Consider the following 20969-nt stretch of genomic DNA (forward strand, 5'->3'; position numbering starts at 1 on the left):
GATCTCCCGCTCGTTGCCGAGCGGGACAGTGTTCTATACGTGGGTCAACATTCGATGCAAAAACCTACCTCGGGTGGGTCAGGATTCGGTGCAAATCAACAGTCAGCGCGCTGTCATATGGCAGCAGCCAGTACAACGGGTGTTGCATAGGCCCCGGCGCGCGCAACGGTGCGTCCGGCGGGATCAACGGTGCCCCACCCACGGTCGTCAGTGCATCAAACAGTGCCTCGCGATGCTTGAGCGCCGATGCAACGTTGGCATCAGTCTCCGGGCTTCCAATCGGCAACACCAGTAGCCGGCGATCCGGGCTGAACAGGTAGGCATTCAGTTGACCATGGGTGCCCGCCGCGGCAATGGCCAATGCGGAGGCCCCCTGCTGCACGAGCCGGATGTAGCGACCCAGTTCTGCATCGTCAATCTTGGTGCCATCACGCCCGATAAACAGAACGGACATCGTGCCCGGCTCGGGTTGAATGCGCAGCAGCCCGCCGGCCTCATGAAACTGCGCCACGAGCTTGGCGTCGGCGGTTTCACCGCGCTGCCAATTCAGCTCGGCGTTCAGAATGTAGCTGTGGATGAACGTCGCTGACTGCGCGTTGAAGTTGGACGTACGCTGCATCTCGTACCCGAGATCACGGTACCCCCCCACCACATACGCTCGCAGCGAAGCCATCGACTGCGCGGCGAATGCAACCAAGGCGACGGCCGTGATCACGGCCGCACCGCCATACATCAACATGCGCTGATAGCGGCGAAACCTTCCGAGTACGTTGCGCTGCAAGGGTTGGGGCATGGCGTCAATCGTCAATCAAAGGTGAAAGCGGCGGGCCGAGGGTCTACACGCGCAGTCCACGCGTACCGGGGCTAGATGAGAGTGCATTTTCCAACGAGCCGGAACGCCGCATCACTCCCGTGGTCCCTTGGCCAACATGGGCGCGTAGCGCAAGATTACCTGTCTGTCGCACTGGTACGGACTTTCCGACCCGCCGGGAGATTGCGTTTATGGAAGGTTCCCGGGCAACGTCGGTTACGGTAAATTCTTGAAAAAGTATGGATTCCCGCCCACGACGACCTCAAACACCATGCCCATCCGCCTCCTCCTTGCCGATGATCACCCTGCCTTGCTTGCCGGGCTCAAGGTGGTACTGGCCAGCTACAGCAGCGACCTCCAGGTCATTGGTGAAGCGTATGACTCAACTGAGTTGATGGAGAAGCTTGCCTGCACGCCTTGCGATGTGCTCGTTACCGACTACGCCATGCCTGGCGGCAAGTTTGGCGATGGTGTGAACATGCTGTCGATCGTGCGGCGGACCTATCCGGAGTTGAAGATTCTCGTCTTCGCAACCATGAGCAACGCGGCGATTGCGCAAAAGCTGTCGACCATGGGCATCAACGGCATGTTGAACAAGGCGGATGCAATGGAGCACCTCGTTGACGCAATCCGGCGCACGTACTACGGCGGCGATTTCGTTTTCTCGCCCAAGCTTCGCGCCGACATGGAAACCGCCGACGCGCCCGCGCCTGACTTTGCCGAAAAGGCCAAAACGTTGACCGTCAAGGAAATTGAGGTGCTGCGTCTGTATCTGACGGGCATGTCGAACGACGAGATCGCCAAGCAACTGAACCGCACAAAACAGACGGTCAGTGCGCAACGGCTCAACGCGATGAAGAAGCTGGGCGCCAAGAACGATGTTGACCTGAGCCAGTACGCGGCAGAGATTGGGATCGCGACCGCAACTGAACCCAAAAAACTCGATACGCATTAAGCGCGCGACAGATGTGTCTTGCAAAAAGATCATCCTGAGTTTTCCCTACGCGCCCGCTATTTGAGACCCGTCAAATAGAACAGCACGCTGCATTGACCTACAGTGCCTTCAGTCAATCCAACTGAACCGATATGGCACTCGTCAGCCGGAATGCGTGATTCCTATTGTTGAAACGAGTTCACACAGTGACGGCTAATGCGCGTGCTCTAGGAGAGGAACTCATGGCAAAGCAGCATTATCTCGTAGCCCAATGCGTCCTGATGGAGTTCGCACGTTTAAACGAACCCAATCAGCGGCGATTCATTAACCAAATGAACGAATTCCTGATGGCATCGCCCGCCGGTCGCAAATCTCTGGTCGCGCAGTGGGAACTCATGCTTCAGGCGGGACACGGCGACCAACCGGTCAAATGAACTCGTTCTCGCACCGATTCGACCTTCCGTAGCGCCCTTCGCCCCCATTCTTTTCCTCGTGTTGGTGGCTTTCTCACGCGCCTGCTAGCACGCCCCGTCTCGCCTTCCTCGTTCTCGCGATTGGATGTGCCACGCATCCTATTCCGCTCCGGTTCGGCACGTGATCGCTCAACCGCAATCTGGGGCTACTGACGCCGTCTGTTGGTGGCGATGCCAAAAATATGACTAGTCAGATGAGATTTTCAGGTGCTCAAGACAAGTCAGATTACGGCTTAGAACACCGGCCGCTACATTGTCCTCATTATCAATTCTGATTTCAGCCAAACGATCTTGGCTGTCGCATCAACATGAAAATCAAACTGATTCTGGCGGATGATCACCCTGCAGTAATCGCCGGCCTTCAATATACCCTGAGCCCGATCTATACGCTGGACATTATCGGCGTGGCCCGAAACTCCGGAGAAATCAACGAGATTCTGGCGCACTCTCCATGCGACATTCTTGTCACGGACTACTCAATGCCCGGCGGTGAATTTGGTGATGGCCTAGCCATGTTGTCGTTTCTGCGCCGGCGTTACCCCGACTTGAAGGTAATTGTAGTGACGGTCATCAGTAACGCTATATTGATCGGGGAAATGAAACGGATGGGCATTAGTGCCGTTCTCGACAAAGGCGGTGATATTGGGCATCTCATCTCTGCAATTCACGCCGTCCACTCCGGAGCGTCTTACTTCACTGCATCGCCCGTGGCGACGTCGCTGAGCGCAGCGGCAGTCGATCGAAAGAGTTCGCCGCCGTCTCACAACCTGACCAAGCGCGAAACCGAAGTGCTACGTCTGTACTTGAACGGCTTGTCAATCAATGAGATAGCAACGCGGCTTCATCGCACCAAGCAGACTGTCAGCGCGCAAAAGATCAACGCAATGCGCAAGCTCGGCGCGAAAAGCGAAGCCGAGTTGTTCAGCTTCGTGCATGAAGTGGGGTTGGCGAGCAATGCGCGTCAGCCGTGAACGTGGGGCCATCGTGTGTAGAGATGTCTCCGCATCTCCCGACACAGTCCCATACATGAGTTGACGATTTCGTCCTGAGCCTGAACTGGCGTGGTAAGCGATATCGCTAGCGGCTGCTACGCCGTAGGCGCAGGCCCCTGCTCTGATGGCGTCGTTACTGAATTGAGGCGACCTGTTGACCATATAGGGCTACCACGCTTTTGCCTGTGCGCCTAAGTGGTTTGGCAACGACGCAGCGCAGAGAAGAAGGGCGACCCATGACCATCACAAGCTACTTCGCTATTTATTCAATCTAGCGGGTCGTTTTTTCTAATTTACTTCGCTATGACGACACCGCTTGCTGAACGCTCCCCGCTTGGGCCGGCGGAGCATCGATCCGATCCACAGTTTTTCCGCGATCAGATCGGCGCCACTAGACCGTCGAATACCCGCCATCCACCGGTACCACCGCCCCTGTCACAAACGATGCGGCGCCGGAACATAGAAACAGGATCACGTTTGCCACTTCGTCGGCTGTGCCCCACCGGGCCAGCGGGGTGCGATCCAGGATGCGCTGGGAGGCCTGCGCGTCGGCCATCAGTCCACCACTGAGCGGCGTGGCAATCCAGCCGGGCGCGACCGCGTTGACGCGGATTCCCCGATCTGCCCATGCCTGCGCAAGCGAGCGTGTGAGCTGCGCAATGCCGCCCTTGCTGGCGCTGTACGCCGGCCGGTCCTTGATGCCGAAATAGGAATACATCGAGGCCAATCGGTGAGCAGGCTGCACTATCGCTGGCGTGCAGCGCGGCGCGCCGATCAAACCCGCAGGTAGTGCTCCCGCTCGCCAAGCCAGCGCTTGAGGTGCGATTCCACGGCCTCAGGAAAGCGCGCCAGCATGGTGTCCGCCGCGCCCTGGGCAAACTCGACGAGCCACGCATCGTGGTTCAGATCAGCAAAGCGCAGCATGGCCTCGCCCGATTGCCGGGCGCCGAGGAATTCACCCGGGCCGCGAATCTCTAGATCGCGCCGCGCGATCTCGAAGCCATCGGTGGTCTCGCGCATGGTCTGCAGGCGCTGCTTGGCCGTGGGCGACAGCGGCGCCTGATACAGCAGCACGCACACCGATTCCGCCGTGCCGCGCCCCACCCGCCCGCGCAACTGATGCAACTGCGCGAGGCCGAAACGCTCGGCGTGTTCGATCACCATCAGCGAGGCATTGGGCACGTCCACCCCCACTTCGATGACGGTAGTGGCCACCAGCACGTGCAACTCCCCACCGGCGAAGGCGCTCATCACGGCGGCCTTCTCGGCGGAAGGCAGGCGGCCGTGCACGAGACCGACCTTCAGCCCTTCCAGACTTTGCGACAGGGTCTCGAACGTTTCCACGGCGGTCTGCAATTGCAGCGCCTCACTCTCTTCAATGAGCGGGCAAACCCAGTAGACCTGCCGCCCCTCGCGCGCGGCAGCGTAGATGCGCTCAATCACCTCGTCGCGGCGCGCGTCGTTCACCAGGCGCGTGACGATGGGTGTGCGGCCGGGCGGCAATTCGTCGATGGCCGAGACGTCGAGATCGGCGTAGTACGTCATCGCCAGCGTGCGCGGGATCGGCGTGGCGGACATCATCAGTTGGTGCGGCACCTGCGCGTTGGCGGTGACCGGTGCATCGCCATTGCTCGCCTTGCCACGCAGAGCGAGGCGCTGCGCCACGCCAAAGCGGTGCTGTTCGTCCACCACGGCCAGGCCGAGGCGCGCGAACGTGACCGCATCCTGAATCAGCGCATGTGTACCAATCACGAGCTGCGCCGTTCCGGCCGCCACGCGCGCCGCCGCCTCGTCCTTCTGCTTGCGCTTGAGGCTGCCGGCCAGCCAGACGATATCCACACCCAACGGCCCAAGCCATGCGGATAGCTTGCGGTAATGCTGCTCGGCCAGCAGTTCCGTCGGTGCCATCAGCGCGGCCTGCCAGCCAGCGTCGATGGCCTGGCACGCAGCCAGTGCGGCGATGACGGTCTTGCCGCTACCCACGTCGCCCTGCAGCAACCGCTGCATCGGGTACGGGTGCGCGAGATCGGCGCGGATCTCGTCCCATACGCGGGCCTGCGCACCCGTCAGCTTGAACGGCAGCGCAGCCATGAAGCGCGCGAGCAGGCCGTCCTCGCCACCGTCGCGCAGCACGGGCGCATTGCGCATGCGGCGCGCGGCCTGCGCACGCTTGAGCGAGAGTTGTTGCGATAGCAGCTCATCAAACTTGATGCGCAGCCACGCGGGGTGCGTGCGCTCGACGAGGCTGTGTTCGTCCACATCAGGCGTGGGCTGGTGCAGCACTTGCACCGCTTCGGCCGGGGCCATCAGCTTGAGCGGCGCCAGCGGCCCGTTGATGAGGCTGTTCGGCAGCGTTTCCGGCAGCGGCGTGCGCGTGAGCGTGTTCAGAATCGCCTTGCGCAGATACGCCTGCGGCACGCCCGCCACGGTCGAATACACCGGCGTCAGCCGATCGGGCAGCGGTTCGTCCTCCGCCACGGCGCGCACGGTAGGGTGGACCATCTCCGCGCCGAAAAAACCGCCGCGCACCTCGCCGCGCACACGCAGGCGCACGCCTTCGGCCATCTGCTTGACCTGGCTGCCGTAGAAATTGAGGAAGCGCAGCACGAGTTCGCCGGAGTCGTCAGCGATATGCACGACTAGCTGCCGGCGCGGCCGAAACGCCACTTCGTTGCAGGTGACGGTGCCTTCCACCTGCGCCGCCCAGCCGGTGTTGGCGCGAGCGGTAGCTTCGGCAATGGTCAGGAGCGTGGTTTCGTCCTCATAGCGCATCGGCAGATGCAGGACGAGGTCGACATCGCGGTGCAGGCCCAGCTTGGCGAGTTTGTCGGCCGGGCGCGCGGTCTTGGCCGGCTTGTCCGCTGTGGCTGCGCGTTTTGGCTGGGCTGCCGGCGCAGTATCAGCGTCGGGCAGAGAAGCAGTATCGGCGGCGGAGCGGGCGCGGGGCGGCACAGGACGTTTACAATGGCGAACTTTGCGAGTCGCCCGATTGTACCGGCGCCGCTCTCTTCACTTGGCGCGATTCTTCAACCGCGCCCCATTCATGCTGACGCTGTCTGATTTCGATTTCGATCTGCCGCCCGAGCTGATCGCGCAAACCGCCCTGCCCGACCGCACCGCGAGCCGCCTGCTGGCTGTCCGCCGCGCGGACGATGGCGTGCATTTTGACGACCGCCAGTTCGCCGATCTGGTGGATTACCTGCGCCCCGGCGACCTGCTCGTCTTCAACGACACGCGCGTCATCAAGGCGCGCTTCTTCGGCCACAAGGCCAGCGGCGGCAAGGTCGAGGTGCTGGTCGAGCGCCTGCTGGACGAGCACACGGTGCTGGCGCAGATCCGCTCCAGCAAGTCGCCTGTCGAGGGCACCACGCTGCGCCTGGCCGACGCGTTTGATGTGACGGTCGGCCCGCGCGCCGAGCCGTTCTTCACGCTGCGCTTCCCGCAACCGGCGCTGGACCTGATCGAGCAATACGGCCGCCTGCCCCTGCCGCCGTACATCGAGCACGACCCCGACAGCTTTGACGAAACGCGCTACCAGACCGTCTATGCGCGCAACCCGGGCGCCGTCGCGGCACCCACGGCCGGCCTGCATTTCGACGATGCGCTGTTCGCCAAGCTGGACGCCATGGGCATCCAGCTTGGCTTCCTGACGCTGCACGTGGGCGCAGGCACGTTCCAGCCGGTGCGCGTGGAAAACATCGCCGAGCACCGCATGCACAGCGAGTGGTACGAAATCACGCCCGCGCTGGCGGACGCCATTCGCGCCACGCGCGCAGCAGGCGGACGCGTCATCGCCGTGGGCACCACGTCGATGCGTGCGCTGGAATCGGCGGCGCAAGCCGATGGCACGATCCACGTCGGCAGCGGCGACACCGACATCTTCATCACCCCCGGCTACCGCTTCCGCCTGGTCGACGCGCTGGTGACCAACTTCCACCTGCCCAAGTCGACGCTGCTGATGCTGGTGTCGGCGTTTGCGGGCACGGAGGCCATCCGCGCCGCCTACCGGCACGCCATTGCCCAGCGCTACCGCTTCTTCAGTTACGGCGACGCCATGTTCCTCACGCGCGCCGAACCAGACTCCATTTCCGCCTGATCATGCTCAAGTACGAACTCCTCACCACCGATGGCCTCGCCCGGCGCGGCCGCATGACCCTGAACCACGGCGTGGTGGAAACGCCCATCTTCATGCCGGTGGGCACGTATGGCGCGGTCAAGGCGATGTCGCCGGCGGAGCTGAAGGACATCGGCGCGCAGATCATCCTCGGCAACACTTTCCACCTATGGCTGCGCCCGGGGCTGGATGTGATGGATGCGCACAAGGGCCTGCACGGCTTCAACGGCTGGGATAAGCCCATCCTGACCGATTCCGGTGGTTTTCAGGTGTTTTCGCTGGGCGATCTGCGCAAGATCACCGAAGAAGGCGTGACATTCGCCTCGCCCATCAACGGCGACAAGCTGTTCCTGTCGCCCGAGATCTCCATGCAGATCCAGCGCCGGCTGAACTCCGACATCGTCATGCAGTTCGACGAGTGCACGCCGTACAAGATCGGCGATCGCCCCGCCACGGAGGCTGAAGCCGCCGCCTCGATGCGCATGAGCCTGCGCTGGGCGCAACGCTCGCGCAACGAGTTCGCGCGTGAGAACAACCCCAACGCGCTGTTCGCCATCGTGCAGGGCGGCATGTTCGAAAACCTGCGCGACGAGTCGCTGGCCGGGCTGCAGGCGATTGATGCCGATGCGGGTGGCGAAGGCTTTGGCGGCTACGCCATCGGCGGCCTGTCGGTCGGCGAGCCGAAGGAAGACATGATGCGCGTGCTGCAGCATGTGGCGCCGCGACTGCCTGCGAACAAGCCGCACTACCTGATGGGCGTGGGCACGCCGGAAGACCTGGTTGCAGGCGTCGCCGCCGGCATCGACATGTTCGACTGCGTGATGCCGACCCGCAACGCGCGCAACGGCTGGCTGTTCACCCGTTTTGGCGACATCAAGATCAAGAACGCCGTGCACCGCAACGATCCGCGCCCGCTGGACGAGACCTGCGGCTGCTACACCTGCAGCAACTTCTCGCGCGCCTACCTGCACCACCTGCAGCGCGTGGGCGAGATCCTGGGCGCCCGCCTGAACACCATTCACAACCTGTATTACTACCTGGAATTGATGGCCGAAATGCGCGCCGCCATTGAGTCGCACGGCTTTGCGGCATTCCAGGCGCGCTTTGCTGCGGATCGCGCACGCGGCGCCCTTTAACCTCGCGCCACAGGGCGCCCGGCGCGCCCATTTGCCGGGGCACCGCAATGGTAGAATGTCCGGTCCGATTTTTGACCGATTGACGAACCATTACGGAGTTCTGACGTGTTCCTCATTTCCGACGCTTACGCGCAAACCGCACCGACAGGTGGTGCTGCAGGCGGCCTGATGAGCTTCCTGCCCATCATCCTGATGTTTGTGGTGCTGTGGTTCATCATGATCCGCCCGCAGATGAAGCGCCAGAAAGAAACCAAGGCGATGCTCGAAGCCCTGGCCAAGGGCGACGAAGTCGTCACCGCAGGCGGCATCCTGGGCAAGGTGACCAAGGTGGCCGAGCAGTACGTCACCGTGGAAGTCTCCGCCAACACCGAAATCACCGTCCAGAAGAGCGCCGTCTCGACCGTGCTGCCCAAGGGCACGCTCAAGGCGCTGTAATCGGCCCATCCCGGCGCCGCGCACGATTGCGCTGGCGCCGGAACCCCAGGCAGCGCCTATTCTAAGAATCCGCGCCCGCGCCCCTCGGCGTCGCCTCATTGCCTTTCCAAGATGAATCGCTATCCGCTCTGGAAATACCTTGTGATCCTGGTGGCGCTTGCCATCGGGTTCCTCTATACGCTGCCGAACTTCTTCGGTGAGGCGCCTGCCGTGCAGGTGTCCTCGGGCAAGGCCACCGTCAAGGTCGACCTGAACGTCCAGAAGCAGGTCGAAAGCCTGCTGGCCGCAGCCAGCATCCAGCCCAATGGCGTGTTCTTCGACAACAACGGCACCTCCGCCAGCGTGCGCGTGCGCTTTGCCGATACCGACACGCAGCTCAAGGCCAAGGACGTCCTGGCCCGCGGCCTGAACACCGACCAGACCGATCCGACCTACATCGTTGCGCTGAACCTGCTGCCGGGTTCGCCGCGCTGGCTGAGCGGCGCGCCGCTTTTTGCCAAGCCAATGTTCCTGGGCCTGGATTTGCGCGGTGGCGTGCACTTCCTGCTGCAGGTCGACATGAACGGCGCAGTGACGAAGAAGCTCGACTCGCTGGCCGGCGACATCCGCACGCAACTGCGTGACAAGAACATCCGCCACAGCGGCATCGACCGCGCCGGCAACACCATCACCATCAAGTTCAGCAGCGCTGACGACGCTGACCGCGCCCGCAGCCTGCTGTCCGACTCGACCCGCGAACTGGCCTACACCGTCGACAAAACGGCCGACGGCGCCACGCTCACCGGCACCTTCACCGCCGCTGCGATGAAGGAAGTGCAGGACAACGCGGTCAAGCAGAACATCGTCACGCTGCACAACCGGGTGAATGAACTCGGCGTGGCTGAGCCGGTGATCCAGCAGCAAGGCCCGGATCGCATCGTCGTGCAGTTGCCCGGCGTCCAGGACACCGCCAAGGCCAAGGACATCATCGGCCGCACTGCCACGCTGGAAGCCCGCTTGGCTGACCCGAACGCACCGCTCGCGCCGCGTGCCGGCGATCCGGTGCCGTTGGGCGACGAGCTCTTCACGCAAGGCCGCAGCGCCCCGGTGCTGCTGCAGAAGCAGGTGATCTTTACGGGTGACCGCATCACCAGCGCCTCGGCGGGCTTCGACCAGAACCACAACTCGTCGGTCGACATCACGCTCGACGGCCAGGGCGGCCGCATGCTGCGCGATGTCTCGCGCGACAACATCGGCAAGCGCATGGGCATCGTGCTGTTCGAGAAGGGCAAGGGCGAAGTGCTGACGGTGGCGACCATCCAGTCTGAACTGGGCTCGCGCTTCCAGATCACCGGCATGGGCTCCACCGAAGCGGCATCGGACCTGGCGCTGCTGCTGCGCGCAGGCTCCTTGGCGGCGCCGATGGAGATCATCGAAGAGCGCACCATCGGCCCGTCGCTGGGTGCCGACAACATCAAGAAAGGCTTCGATTCGGCGCTGTACGGCTTCCTGGCCATCTCGGTGTTCATGGTGCTGTACTACATGCTGTTCGGTGCGTTCTCGGTGGCGGCGCTGGGCGTCAACGTGTTCCTGCTGATCGCCCTGCTCTCCATGCTGCAGGCCACGCTCACGCTGCCCGGTATCGCTGCTATTGCGCTGGCGCTCGGTATGGCGATTGACGCCAACGTGCTGATCAACGAGCGCGTGCGTGAAGAACTGCGTAACGGCGCGTCGCCGCAGATGGCCATCGCCGCCGGTTTCGACCGCGCGTGGGCGACCATCCTGGACTCGAACGTGACGACGCTCATCGCCGGCCTGGCGCTGATCGCCTTCGGCTCGGGCCCAGTGCGCGGCTTTGCGATCGTGCACTGCCTGGGGATCGGCACCTCGATGTTCTCGGCGGTGTTCTTCAACCGTGGCCTCGTGAACCTCTGGTACGGCCGCAAGAAGAAGCTGCAGAGCGTTGCCATCGGGCAGGTGTGGAAGCCGGGCAATACCGGCACGCCGCAAACGCCGGCCAAGTAAGCACGGCCCACCCAACACTGAATCTCGCATAACCGGCACCGCCCCCGACACGATGGGGCGGTCGCCACAAAGGGCAGACCATGGAGTTTTTCCGCATCCGCCGCGACATTCCGTTCATGAAGCACGCGTTGATCCTCAACGCGCTGTCGTTCCTGACGTTTATCGCCGCTGTCTTCTTCCTGTTCCACAAGGGGCTGCACCTGTCGGTGGAATTCACCGGCGGTACGGTGATGGAAGTTGCCTACACCCAGCCCGCCGATCTGCCGAAGATCCGCGGCGACGTTGAAAAGCTCGGCTATGCCGACGCCCAGGTGCAGAACTTCGGCACCTCGCGCGACGTGATGATCCGCCTGCCGCTCAAGAACGGCCCGGACGGCAAGCCCATCGCCTCGGCCGTGCAAAGCCAGCAGGTGATGACGGCCCTGAACGCCGCCAACCCCGATGCCAAGCTGCAGCGCGTTGAGTTCGTCGGCCCGCAGGTCGGCAAGGAGCTCGCCACCGACGGCCTGCTCGCGCTGCTGTTCGTGGTGATCGGCATCGTGATCTACCTGTCGATCCGCTTCGAGTGGAAATTTGCCGTGGCGGGCGTGATCGCCAACCTGCACGACGTGGTGATCATCCTGGGCTTCTTCGCCTTCTTCCAGTGGGAGTTCTCGCTGTCGGTGCTGGCGGGGGTGCTGGCGGTGCTCGGCTACTCGGTCAACGAATCGGTCGTGATCTTCGACCGGATCCGTGAGGCGTTCCGCAAGTACCGCAAGATGAACACGCACGAGGTGATCGACCACGCAATCACCAGCACCATCTCGCGCACGATCATCACCCACGGCTCGACCGAAATGATGGTGCTGTCGATGCTGGTGTTCGGCGGCCCGACGCTGCACTACTTCGCCCTGGCGCTGACGATCGGTATCCTGTTCGGTATCTACTCGTCGGTGTTCGTGGCAGCCGCGCTGTGCATGTGGCTGGGCGTCAAGCGCGAAGATCTGGTCAAGTCCGACAAGAAGGCCGGTGGCCCGAAGGAAGACGATCCGAACTTCGGCGCGCAGGTCTGAGCGCCCTGCTCCGGCCGTCAGGCAACAAAAAACCCCGCGAAACTTTGCGGGGTTTTTTGTTGGTTGCGTACGCGCTTATTGCTTGGCGACGCTGGTGTCCTGCTTCAGACCTTCGACTTGGATCTTCAGCTTGGTTTCCATGTTGAAGCCGTAGGCCTTGCCGAAGTCGATGCCGAAATCGGCGCGGTTGAACTTCATCTCAGCGTCAGCACCGCACACCTCGACCTTCATCATCGGATGCGGCATGCACTTGAATGCGTCGATTTCCAGCTTGGCCGGCTTGGTCACGCCATGCAGCGTGAGTTGGCCTTCGGCTTCGGTCGGCACGTCGCCCTTGAACTTGGTGAAGTTGCCCTTGAACGTGGCGGTCGGGTACTTGGCCACGTCGAAAATCTCGGCGCTCTTGGCGTGCTCGTTCATCTTGGCATGGCCGAAGTCGACGCTGTCGGTCTGCACGGTCACATCAATCGTGCCCTTCTTGGCTTCGCGATCCAGCGTGACGGTACCGCTCGACTTCTCGAACTTGCCGCGCCATTTCGACAGACCACCCATGTGGTCGGCTTCAAAGCTCGGGTACGTGTGGCTCGGGTCCAGTTGGTACGTGGCGGGGGCAGCAAATGCAGCGGTGGCGGCAACAGCAGACAGGGCGGCAACGAGGGAACGCAATTTCATGAGAACTCCTGCGGAGAAAAGCAGCAAATAAAGGGGAGGAAAAACTTGGATTACTTCTTGGCAATGACGACGCGGAACTTGATCGTCACGTCATCGGCAACAACGGAGGTGTCCTTCCACTCGCCGTCGCCGACCTTGAATGCATTGCGCTTGATGGGCAGCGCGCCTTCAAACACCTGATTGGCACCGTCCTGCTTGAAGGTGACCGGCGCGGTGATGTCTTGCGTCACGCCCTTGATGGTCAGCTTGCCGACCACGTCCACCTTGCCATTGGCGCCCGGCTTGAATGCCGACGATACGAACGTTGCCTTGGGGTACTTGGCGGCGTCAAACCAGTCTTTCTTCTTCAGTTCGTCGTTGTAGGCCTTGTCGCCCACATCGACGCTGTTGATGTCGATGTCCACCTTGGCCGTGGACGCCGCCACGTTGGCCGGGTTGTAGTTCACGGTGGCGTCGAACTTGCCGAACTTGATGTCCATCGGCACGCCGAGCTGCTTGCCGGTGGCCGTGACGCTGCTCTTGGCAGCATCCACCTGGGCAAAAGCGGAAACCGACGCCGACAGCGCCGCAATCGACAGCGCGCCAGCGGCAACCAGGGCAATCGCGCGGGGGCGCACGAAACGTTTCATCGTCAGACTCCTTCGTTCAGGCCGGGCGGTGCCGGCAGTCTTGGTCAGGATGGAGAAGCAAGGTGCACCGGCACACACCGGTGCATTTGAAAATCAGGGGAGCGCGAATCACCGAAGGAATTCAGCGCAAGAAAGGCAGCATGCGACGCAGCGTGCCGTCACGATCGATGATGTGGTGTTTGAGCGCGGCCAGGATGTGCAGCACGACGATGGTCGCCATGGTCCAGTTCAACCATTCGTGCGCCATCGCAAAGATGTCCTTGAGCGCGTCGCTCTTGTCGAACGGCATGGGCAGCTCCCACACGCCAAGGTAGACGACCTTGATACCGGCCGCCACGCTCAGCAGGTACCCCGTGAGCGGCACCGCCAGGATCAGCAGATACAGCGCCAGATGCGCGCCTTCGGCCGCTTTGTGCTGCCACTTCGGCATGCCCGCCACCGGACCCGGCGCCGGATGCGTCAGGCGCCACAGGACGCGCAGCACCGCGAAGATCAGCACCGTGATGCCGATCCACTTGTGATACGAGTACAGCTTCAGCTTGGTGGGCGTAAAGCCCGGAATGTCGGTCATGTACAGACCCAGCCCGAACGCTGCGAAGATCAGCAGCGCAATGATCCAGTGCAACGCGATGGCAGGCTTGCCATAGGCGCCGTCATCAGCGGCGCGGCGCACGGCGAAATTCGATTGAGCAGCGTGGGACATCGGTTTCCTCGGTGAAGAAGGCGCGCGTTGTCGGTGAGGACTGCAGCGCCAAACGATTGTGCATTATTTGCCTGATCAGATCGCGCAGGACCGCCCCAAGTTCATCGAGAAATTCAAATTTCTTGATGAACTTGGCGAAGCCGCTGACATAACAAGGCGGCTCATTCTACCGAGCGCACATAGCAAAACAGCCCCCTCCGTAGCGCTACGGAGGGGGCCGTTTTTTGGTGCAGCCACCAAATTTTCGAAACGATTACTGGGCGGTGATCCGGCGCGCCAGTTCGTCTGCCTTGCCGATATAGCTGCCGGGGGTCATGTCCAGCAGCAACTTGCGGGCGTCTTCGGGAATCGCCAGGGTGCCGATGAAGTCACGCAGCGCCTCGCGCGAGATGCCCTTGCCGCGCGTCAGTTCCTTCAACTGCTCGTACGGGTTGGCAATACCGTAGCGGCGCATGACGGTCTGCACCGGCTCGGCCAGGACTTCCCAGCAGGCGTCCAGGTCTTCCGCCAGACGCGACGGGTTGGTTTCCAGCTTGCCCAGGCCGCGCAGGCAGGCATCGTACGCCAGCAGGCTGTAGCCGAACGCCACGCCGATGTTGCGCAGCACGGTCGAATCCGTCAGGTCACGCTGCCAGCGCGAGACCGGCAGCTTTTCCGACAGGTGGCGCAGCACCGCGTTGGCCAGGCCGACGTTGCCCTCGGAGTTTTCGAAGTCGATCGGGTTGACCTTGTGCGGCATGGTCGACGAGCCGATCTCGCCGGCCTTGGTCTTCTGCTTGAAGTAGCCCTGCGAGATGTAACCCCAGACGTCGCGGTCCAAGTCCAGGATGATCGTGTTGGCGCGCGCCACGGCATCGAACAGCTCGGCCATGTAGTCGTGCGGCTCGATCTGGATGGTGTACGGGTTGAACGTCAGGCCGAGGCGGCTTTCGATCACATTCTTCGAGAAGGCTTCCCAGTCCAGCGACGGATACGCCGACAGATGCGCGTTGTAGTTGCCCACCGCGCCGTTCATCTTGCCCAGCAGCTCGACCGCTTCGATGCGGCGGATGGCGCGGTCCAAGCGGGCTGCCACGTTGGCCATTTCCTTGCCCAGCGTGGTGGGGGAAGCCGGCTGGCCATGCGTGCGCGAGAGCATCGGCACATCGGCGTTGGCGTGGGCCAGTTCCACCAGGCGGGCCTGCACACGACGCAGCGTCGGCACGATGACCGTGTCGCGCGCGCCCTTGAGCATCATGCCGTGCGAGGTGTTGTTGATGTCTTCCGAGGTGCAGGCGAAGTGGATGAACTCGCTGGCGGCTTCCAGCTCGGCGTTGCCCTTCACGCGCTCCTTCATCCAGTACTCGACGGCCTTCACGTCGTGGTTGGTGACGGCTTCGATTTCCTTGATACGGGCAGCGTCTGCCTCGGCAAAGTTCTCGACCAGGGCCAGCAGCGCGCCTTCGGCAGCCGCCGAGAAACGCGGGATTTCCGCCAGGCCGGCCTGCGACAGGGCGATCAGCCAGTGCACCTCCACCTTCACGCGATTGCGCATGAAAGCGGCTTCGGACAGCCACTCACGCAGCGGATCGGCCTTGGCAGCGTAGCGGCCATCGATGGGAGACAGGGCGGTCAGGGCAGAAAGCGACGACATGGCAGGCGGGAAAAAATGTGAAGGGAAACTCAATCCGGACAACCCGGACGCTGCATCGAGCGTTGAACCAAGGTGCACATGCGCACCCGGCACGCACCCGGTAAACGCGCGATTTTACCATCCGGCACCTGCTTTCCATGGCCAATCTGGCCAGATTAACCATGGAAGGCAAGCCTCCGTTTGGTGGAAGCGCCGCCCAGCGCACGCGAAAGAGCGCGCAGCTATACTTCGGCCTCCAACATGACATGCCTATGAAACTGATCGGATCGCACGCCAGCCCGTACACCCGCAAGGTGCGCGTGGTCCTGGCCGAAAAGAAAATCGACTACCAGTTCGTGCTGGAAGACGTCTGGAGCGCCGACACGCAGATCCACCAGTTCAACCCGCTGGGCAAAGTGCCCTGCTTGGTGATGGACGATGGTGGCGCCCTGTTCGACTCGCGCGTGATTGCCGAGTATGCCGACACGCTGTCGCCCGTGGCGCGGCTAATTCCGCCCTCGGGCCGCGAGCGTGTGGAAGTGCGCTGCTGGGAAGCGCTGGCCGACGGCCTGCTCGACGCCGCGCTCATGCTGCGCATTGAACACACGCAGCGCACGCCCGAGCAGCGCAGCGAAACTTGGCTCGCGCGCCAGAACCACAAGATCCACAACGCGCTGAAAGCCATGTCGCAGGGCCTGGCCGACAAGATGTGGTGCAACGGCAACCACCTGACACTGGCCGACATCGCTGTCGGTTGTGCACTTGCCTATCTGGATTTCCGCCAGCCGCAGATCGACTGGCGCGAACGTCACGCCAACCTGGCGACGTTCTACGCGCGCATGGAAAAGCGGCCGAGCTTCATCGAAACCCAGCCGCAGTAATCCCCTTCCGCTAGACGGCCACCGGCTCAAACCGGTCGGCCTGGGCCATCGGCCAATACCGCTCGTACAGCTGATAACGATAGCGCCCGGCCAGCAGATCGCCGGGCTCCAGGTACTTCAGCAACGCGGAAAGCAACTGCACCTCGTTACCCGACACGCGCCGCACGATGTGGTGCGCGCGGAAATCCGCCGGATGCTGCAGGCCGGCCGCCTGCGTCAACTCCAGCAGCGCATGCAGCGTGTGCTTGTGATACTGGTGCACGCGCTCAGCCTTGTCGGGCACCACCAGCGCCTTCTGGCGAGACGGGTCTTGCGTGGCCACGCCGGTCGGGCAGCGGTCGGTATGGCACTTCTGGGCCTGGATGCAGCCCAGCGCAAACATGAAGCCGCGTGCGGCGTTGCACCAGTCGGCGCCCATCGCCAGCGTGCGGGCCACGTCAAACGCCGTGACGATCTTGCCCGACGCACCGATCTTGATCTTGTCGCGCAGGTTGGTACCGACCAGCGTGTTGTGCACCAGCAGCAGCCCTTCCTGCAGCGGCGTGCCGACGTGGTCGGTAAACTCCAGCGGCGCCGCGCCCGTGCCGCCTTCCGCCCCATCCACGACGATGAAGTCCGGCAGGATGCCCGACTCGAGCATCGCCTTGACGATGCCGAAGAACTCCCACGGGTGGCCGATGCACAGCTTGAAACCAGTGGGCTTGCCGCCAGACAACGTGCGCAAGCGGTCCACAAACTGCAGCAACCCCAGCGGGGAATTGAATTCCGAATGCGCGGCCGGCGAGATGCAGTCCTGCCCGATCGGAATGCCGCGCGTGGCAGCAATCTCGGGCGTCACCTTCGCGGCCGGCAAGACCCCACCGTGCCCCGGCTTGGCGCCCTGCGACAGCTTCACCTCGATCATCTTCACCTGCGGGTTGCGCGCCTGCTCGGCAAATTTGTCCGGGTCAAAGCGGCCATTGGCATCGCGGCAGCCGAAATAACCTGAGGCGACTTCCCAGATCAGGTCGCCGCCCTCTTCGCGGTGGTACGGCGAGATCGAACCCTCGCCCGTGTCATGGATGAAGTTGCCGAGCTTCGCGCCGCGGTTGAGCGCGCGAATGGCGTTGCCCGACAGCGCCCCAAAGCTCATCGCCGAGATGTTGAACACCGACATCGAATACGGCTGAGCGCGGCCCTCGCCCACCGTCACGCGGAAGTCCGACGAGGCAATACGCGATGGCGCGAGCGAGTGGCCGATCCACTCGTGGCCCGCCACCTTCACGTCGACTTCGGTGCCGAATGGGCGGCTATCGACTTCGCCCTTGGCGCGCTGGTAGACGATGCTGCGCTGGGCGCGCGAGTAAGGGCGCTCGTCGGTGTCGTCCTCGACGAAGTACTGGCGGATTTCCGGGCGGATGAATTCGAACAGGAAGCGGAAGTGCCCCCAGAGCGGATAGTTACGCAGCACCGAATGGCGCGTCTGCGTGATGTCGTGCACGCCCAGGATCACGAACAGGCCCGGAATGACCGCACAGACCCAGTGCAGGCGCCCCACCGCTGCAAACCCAGCGGTGACGGCAAACAACAGCACAACGCCCGCAAAGGCCCAGTAGCGACGTGGCAGCATGACAAACCCTGTGGAAGACAAAACAGGGCGCAAGCTTAAACGACCGCCGCCACCGCCGCAGCCGTCACAACGCAGTGTTGCGAAAACCGGTCAGGCGACGGCTTTTTCGACGATGGCGGGCTCAGCCGCAGAAATAATCCCACCACCCAGGCAGATCTCACCGTCGTACAGCACGGCGGATTGGCCGGGCGTGACGGCCCACTGCGCCTCGGGGAAGGTCAGCGTGAGCGCGCCATCGGTAGCACGCGCGACGGTACATGGCGCATCGGCTTGGCGGTAGCGGGTCTTGGCGCCGATCTGTGTGCCTTCGGCCGGCGCATGGCCGGCGACCCAGCTGAGGTCCTCGGCGTGCACGGTATGCGCCAACAGCCATGGGTGGTCATGGCCCTGCACCACGTACAGCGTGTTGGCCGCCATGTCCTTGCGCGCCACGTACCACGCATCGCCGTTGCCATCGCGGCTGCCGCCGATGCCGATGCCCTTGCGCTGTCCCAGCGTGTAGAACGCCAAACCAATGTGCTCACCGATGGTCTTGCCGTCGGGCGTCTTGATCGGGCCGGGCTTAGTCGGCAGGTAACGGTTCAGGAAGTCGCGGAACGGCCGCTCGCCAATGAAGCAGATGCCGGTGGAATCCTTCTTCTTGGCATTCGGCAGGCCGATCTCGGCTGCAATCTCCCGCACTTTCGTCTTCGGAATCTCGCCCAGCGGAAACAGCGTGCGCGAGAGCTGCGACTGATTCAGCCGGTGCAGGAAGTAGCTCTGATCTTTCGTGTGGTCGAACGCCTTGAGCAGCTCGAAACGGCCATCGACTTCGCGCACGCGGGCGTAGTGGCCGGTGGCGATCGTGTCCGCCCCCAGCGCCATCGCGTGGTCGAGGAAGGCCTTGAACTTGATCTCGGCGTTGCAGAGCACGTCTGGGTTGGGTGTGCGGCCGGCCGAGTATTCGCGCAGGAAGTCCGCAAATACGCGGTCCTTGTATTCGGCAGCAAAGTTGACGGCTTCCACGTCCACGCCGATCAGGTCGGCCACCGACACCACGTCGATCCAGTCCTGCCGGGTCGAGCAGTATTCGCTGTCGTCATCGTCTTCCCAGTTCTTCATGAACAGACCGACGACGTCGTAGCCCTGCTGCTTGAGCATCCATGCCGTGACGGAGGAATCCACGCCGCCAGACATGCCGACGACCACGCGCTTCTTGCTCATTGCTCCACTCCCAAGCCGTACACGCTGGCGTGCGTGTGGATGACCTCGAGCGGATAACGCTTGCCGGCTAGGTAGTCCTCCACGCAGGCCAGCAGCAGCGGGCTGCGGTGACGATCCTGGCTGGCGCGGATTTCATCCGCCGTCATCCAAACGGTACGGACAATGCCGTCGTCGAGCGTGCGCCGCGGGTCTTGCGGGCCAAGTTCGCCGGTGAACGCCATCCGTACATAGGTGACGGGGTCCCCTTGCGGCGGCTGGAACTGCGCCATGTAGCAACCCAGGAACGCAGTCGGCACGAAGCTGTACGCCGTTTCTTCCAGCGCCTCGCGCGCGACGGCGTCGACCAGGCTTTCGTCGGGGTCGAGATGGCCGGCAGGCTGGTTCAGGCGCAGACCGACATCGGTGTGCTCCTCCACCAGCAGAAAGCGCCCGTCCTGTTCAATGACGGCGGCAACGGTGACGCTGGGCTTCCAGCGAACGGCTTGGTTCATGGCAAAAAAGGCAACAAAAACAAGGCGTTATTGTAGCCGGGCGAGAACACATCCGCTTGGGATGGCGGCTGCATCACAAATAGCGCATCCACGGGGAACGCCCGGTGCGGCGCAGCCGTGCAAACCAGCGCGTCGGCCAGTACAGCAGCGCGAGTGTCGGCGACCATGCCGCCCAGAGTTGCCAGACGGAATCGAAGCTGAAACGCGTACCCTGGTTGGCCCCGAACGCGTGGAGCGCCATCAGGTACACCACGTGCAGCACATACAGATGCAGCACGTAGAAAAACATCGGCGCACTGCCCAGCGTCTGCAGCATGTCAGCTACGCGTGCCGGCAGGCGGTCGAGCCACGCCAGCGCACCCAGCCCCAAGCCCAGCGTCAGCAACAAAAAATCCAGCGACGGCGGGTACTTGGTCAGATTGACGAACGACACGGCGGTCGTCAGCGCATCGGGAGAGTGCGTCCACGGTTGCGGTTCGCCATAACCGTTGAGCACACGCAGCACCGTCAAGCCGATCAGGCACCCCACGCCAAGCCGCCAACACAACGCCCGCCGCGCTTCTGGCGAGCGCCGCGCATAGGCCGGCGCAAACGCATAACCCAGACCAATCACGCCAATCCACGCAAGCACGGGATACGACGTGCGCAACCGCAAGCCGTCAGCCAGCACGATCCAGTCACGCTGATGCAGCACCGCCCACAGCGTATGCCACGATGCATCCGGCGCCACGTGCACACCCGTCAGCAGGTTGTGCCCTGCCACGATTGCCAGCGAGACCGCCAGCAGCACGCCGCGCGGCAGCCAGATCAGCCCCGCCAACGCGATCATCGACACCCCAATCGCCCAGATGACTTGCAGATAGACCGTCGTGGGCGGAAACGTAAACGTCCAGGCGAAGTTCACGACGGTTAGCTCCAGCACCACGAGGAACAGCCCACGCTTGGCGAGATGCACCGACACGCCGCGCGGGTCTCCGCCGTGCTTCTGGCCGGACAGCCACGCCGACATACCCGCCAAAAACACGAACACCGGCGCGCACAGATGACTGGCAAATCGCGTCAGCGCCAGCGCCGGCGAAGTGACCGCCAGATCCACCGGGTCCGTCACCTGCGCGTGCAGGAAGAAAAACTCCCGCAGATGGTCGACCACCATCAGCGTCATCACCAGGCCGCGCAACGCATCCACTGCGGCAAGCCGCGAAGAACTTGGCGCCATCG

The 20969-nt window shown here is 63.0% G+C and carries 19 protein-coding genes and 1 pseudogene; 9 read left to right on the top strand and 11 right to left on the bottom strand.

Annotated elements, in window-relative coordinates:
* Window positions 1–64: 64 nt before the first annotated feature.
* On the bottom strand, window positions 65–793 hold the full coding sequence (locus ACN9M1_RS12785; protein WP_426394884.1) for a hypothetical protein: 729 nt from the start codon (window positions 791–793) through the stop codon (window positions 65–67).
* A 289-nt stretch (window positions 794–1082) separates the two neighbouring features.
* On the opposite strand from ACN9M1_RS12785, the gene ACN9M1_RS12790 reads away from it, so the two are divergent.
* The 3 genes from ACN9M1_RS12790 (at window position 1083) to ACN9M1_RS12800 (ending at window position 3189) form a co-directional block, all read left to right on the top strand.
* Window positions 1083–1766, top strand: a complete 684-nt coding sequence (locus tag ACN9M1_RS12790) for a response regulator (RefSeq protein WP_426394886.1) — start codon at window positions 1083–1085, stop codon at window positions 1764–1766.
* Between the two features lie 221 nt (window positions 1767–1987).
* Window positions 1988–2179 (top strand): hypothetical protein, encoded by a 192-nt coding sequence (locus ACN9M1_RS12795; protein WP_426394888.1) that lies wholly within the window; start codon window positions 1988–1990, stop codon window positions 2177–2179.
* A gap of 347 nt (window positions 2180–2526) precedes the next feature.
* Window positions 2527–3189 carry a response regulator gene (locus ACN9M1_RS12800; RefSeq protein WP_426394890.1) on the top strand — a complete coding sequence of 221 codons (663 nt, stop codon included), beginning with the start codon at window positions 2527–2529 and terminating at the stop codon, window positions 3187–3189.
* A gap of 412 nt (window positions 3190–3601) precedes the next feature.
* Here ACN9M1_RS12800 and ACN9M1_RS12805 read toward each other — a convergent pair.
* Window positions 3602–3937 (bottom strand): annotated as a pseudogene (locus ACN9M1_RS12805) (SDR family NAD(P)-dependent oxidoreductase); the annotation flags it as partial.
* Window positions 3938–3984: 47 nt separating this feature from the next.
* Window positions 3985–6162, bottom strand: a complete 2178-nt coding sequence (recG, locus tag ACN9M1_RS12810; protein ID WP_426394892.1) for an ATP-dependent DNA helicase RecG — start codon at window positions 6160–6162, stop codon at window positions 3985–3987.
* 91 nt (window positions 6163–6253) lie between these two features.
* Here recG and queA point away from each other — a divergent pair, with 91 nt between their 5' ends.
* The 5 genes from queA to secF all read left to right on the top strand — a co-directional run bounded on the left by queA (window position 6254) and on the right by secF (window position 11951).
* On the top strand, window positions 6254–7306 hold the full coding sequence (gene queA, locus ACN9M1_RS12815; protein ID WP_426394893.1) for a tRNA preQ1(34) S-adenosylmethionine ribosyltransferase-isomerase QueA: 1053 nt from the start codon (window positions 6254–6256) through the stop codon (window positions 7304–7306).
* Between the two features lie 2 nt (window positions 7307–7308).
* Entirely contained in the window at window positions 7309–8460 is a 1152-nt protein-coding gene (tgt, locus tag ACN9M1_RS12820) for a tRNA guanosine(34) transglycosylase Tgt (RefSeq protein ID WP_426394895.1), read from the top strand.
* Window positions 8461–8565: 105 nt separating this feature from the next.
* A complete protein-coding gene (gene yajC / locus ACN9M1_RS12825) occupies window positions 8566–8895 on the top strand; it encodes a preprotein translocase subunit YajC (RefSeq protein WP_426394897.1) in 330 nt (109 codons plus the stop codon).
* A 111-nt stretch (window positions 8896–9006) separates the two neighbouring features.
* Entirely contained in the window at window positions 9007–10899 is a 1893-nt protein-coding gene (gene secD, locus ACN9M1_RS12830; RefSeq protein WP_426394899.1) for a protein translocase subunit SecD, read from the top strand.
* An 80-nt stretch (window positions 10900–10979) separates the two neighbouring features.
* Window positions 10980–11951: a protein translocase subunit SecF gene (gene secF / locus ACN9M1_RS12835; RefSeq protein WP_426394901.1), complete on the top strand. Its 972-nt coding sequence runs from the start codon at window positions 10980–10982 to the stop codon at window positions 11949–11951.
* Window positions 11952–12026: 75 nt separating this feature from the next.
* Here the strand turns inward: secF and ACN9M1_RS12840 are convergent, their stop codons facing one another.
* The 4 genes from ACN9M1_RS12840 to purB form a co-directional block, all read right to left on the bottom strand.
* The gene (locus ACN9M1_RS12840) at window positions 12027–12623 is read right to left on the bottom strand and encodes a YceI family protein (protein WP_426394902.1); all 597 of its coding nucleotides are present in this window, start codon (window positions 12621–12623) and stop codon (window positions 12027–12029) included.
* A gap of 50 nt (window positions 12624–12673) precedes the next feature.
* Window positions 12674–13252: a YceI family protein gene (locus tag ACN9M1_RS12845; protein ID WP_426394904.1), complete on the bottom strand. Its 579-nt coding sequence runs from the start codon at window positions 13250–13252 to the stop codon at window positions 12674–12676.
* Between the two features lie 121 nt (window positions 13253–13373).
* The gene (locus ACN9M1_RS12850) at window positions 13374–13955 is read right to left on the bottom strand and encodes a cytochrome b (protein WP_426394906.1); all 582 of its coding nucleotides are present in this window, start codon (window positions 13953–13955) and stop codon (window positions 13374–13376) included.
* 253 nt (window positions 13956–14208) lie between these two features.
* Window positions 14209–15588: an adenylosuccinate lyase gene (gene purB / locus ACN9M1_RS12855; RefSeq protein WP_426394908.1), complete on the bottom strand. Its 1380-nt coding sequence runs from the start codon at window positions 15586–15588 to the stop codon at window positions 14209–14211.
* A gap of 251 nt (window positions 15589–15839) precedes the next feature.
* Here purB and ACN9M1_RS12860 point away from each other — a divergent pair, with 251 nt between their 5' ends.
* Window positions 15840–16448, top strand: coding sequence for a glutathione S-transferase (locus tag ACN9M1_RS12860; RefSeq protein ID WP_426394910.1), 609 nt, complete (start codon window positions 15840–15842; stop codon window positions 16446–16448).
* 10 nt (window positions 16449–16458) lie between these two features.
* Here ACN9M1_RS12860 and ACN9M1_RS12865 read toward each other — a convergent pair whose 3' ends face one another.
* The 4 genes from ACN9M1_RS12865 to ACN9M1_RS12880 form a co-directional block, all read right to left on the bottom strand.
* A complete protein-coding gene (locus ACN9M1_RS12865; RefSeq protein WP_426394912.1) occupies window positions 16459–18057 on the bottom strand; it encodes an FMN-binding glutamate synthase family protein in 1599 nt (532 codons plus the stop codon).
* Window positions 18058–18147: 90 nt separating this feature from the next.
* Window positions 18148–19260, bottom strand: coding sequence for a tRNA 2-thiouridine(34) synthase MnmA (gene mnmA / locus ACN9M1_RS12870; RefSeq protein ID WP_426394914.1), 1113 nt, complete (start codon window positions 19258–19260; stop codon window positions 18148–18150).
* Window positions 19257–19751 (bottom strand): NUDIX hydrolase, encoded by a 495-nt coding sequence (locus tag ACN9M1_RS12875; RefSeq protein ID WP_426394916.1) that lies wholly within the window; start codon window positions 19749–19751, stop codon window positions 19257–19259. Before ACN9M1_RS12875 ends, mnmA begins: the two co-directional genes overlap by 4 nt.
* Window positions 19752–19824: 73 nt before the next feature.
* Entirely contained in the window at window positions 19825–20967 is a 1143-nt protein-coding gene (locus tag ACN9M1_RS12880) for a DUF1624 domain-containing protein (protein ID WP_426394918.1), read from the bottom strand.
* Window positions 20968–20969: the final 2 nt, after the last annotated feature.

Origin of the sequence: Ralstonia sp. R-29 (assembly GCF_049913345.1) — a bacterium.
GTDB lineage: Bacteria > Pseudomonadota > Gammaproteobacteria > Burkholderiales > Burkholderiaceae > Ralstonia.

Bases quoted from the DNA above. Each gene is read 5' to 3' on its own strand.
- ACN9M1_RS12785 (WP_426394884.1), bottom strand. From the start codon at position 793: ATGCCCCAACCCTTGCAGCGCAACGTACTCGGAAGGTTTCGCCGCTAT.
- ACN9M1_RS12790 (WP_426394886.1), top strand. From the start codon at position 1,083: ATGCCCATCCGCCTCCTCCTTGCCGATGATCACCCTGCCTTGCTTGCC.
- ACN9M1_RS12795 (WP_426394888.1), top strand. From the start codon at position 1,988: ATGGCAAAGCAGCATTATCTCGTAGCCCAATGCGTCCTGATGGAGTTC.
- ACN9M1_RS12800 (WP_426394890.1), top strand. From the start codon at position 2,527: ATGAAAATCAAACTGATTCTGGCGGATGATCACCCTGCAGTAATCGCC.
- queA (WP_426394893.1), top strand. From the start codon at position 6,254: ATGCTGACGCTGTCTGATTTCGATTTCGATCTGCCGCCCGAGCTGATC.
- tgt (WP_426394895.1), top strand. From the start codon at position 7,309: ATGCTCAAGTACGAACTCCTCACCACCGATGGCCTCGCCCGGCGCGGC.
- secD (WP_426394899.1), top strand. From the start codon at position 9,007: ATGAATCGCTATCCGCTCTGGAAATACCTTGTGATCCTGGTGGCGCTT.
- secF (WP_426394901.1), top strand. From the start codon at position 10,980: ATGGAGTTTTTCCGCATCCGCCGCGACATTCCGTTCATGAAGCACGCG.
- ACN9M1_RS12840 (WP_426394902.1), bottom strand. From the start codon at position 12,623: ATGAAATTGCGTTCCCTCGTTGCCGCCCTGTCTGCTGTTGCCGCCACC.
- ACN9M1_RS12845 (WP_426394904.1), bottom strand. From the start codon at position 13,252: ATGAAACGTTTCGTGCGCCCCCGCGCGATTGCCCTGGTTGCCGCTGGC.
- ACN9M1_RS12850 (WP_426394906.1), bottom strand. From the start codon at position 13,955: ATGTCCCACGCTGCTCAATCGAATTTCGCCGTGCGCCGCGCCGCTGAT.
- purB (WP_426394908.1), bottom strand. From the start codon at position 15,588: ATGTCGTCGCTTTCTGCCCTGACCGCCCTGTCTCCCATCGATGGCCGC.
- ACN9M1_RS12860 (WP_426394910.1), top strand. From the start codon at position 15,840: ATGAAACTGATCGGATCGCACGCCAGCCCGTACACCCGCAAGGTGCGC.
- ACN9M1_RS12865 (WP_426394912.1), bottom strand. From the start codon at position 18,057: ATGCTGCCACGTCGCTACTGGGCCTTTGCGGGCGTTGTGCTGTTGTTT.
- mnmA (WP_426394914.1), bottom strand. From the start codon at position 19,260: ATGAGCAAGAAGCGCGTGGTCGTCGGCATGTCTGGCGGCGTGGATTCC.
- ACN9M1_RS12875 (WP_426394916.1), bottom strand. From the start codon at position 19,751: ATGAACCAAGCCGTTCGCTGGAAGCCCAGCGTCACCGTTGCCGCCGTC.
- ACN9M1_RS12880 (WP_426394918.1), bottom strand. From the start codon at position 20,967: ATGGCGCCAAGTTCTTCGCGGCTTGCCGCAGTGGATGCGTTGCGCGGC.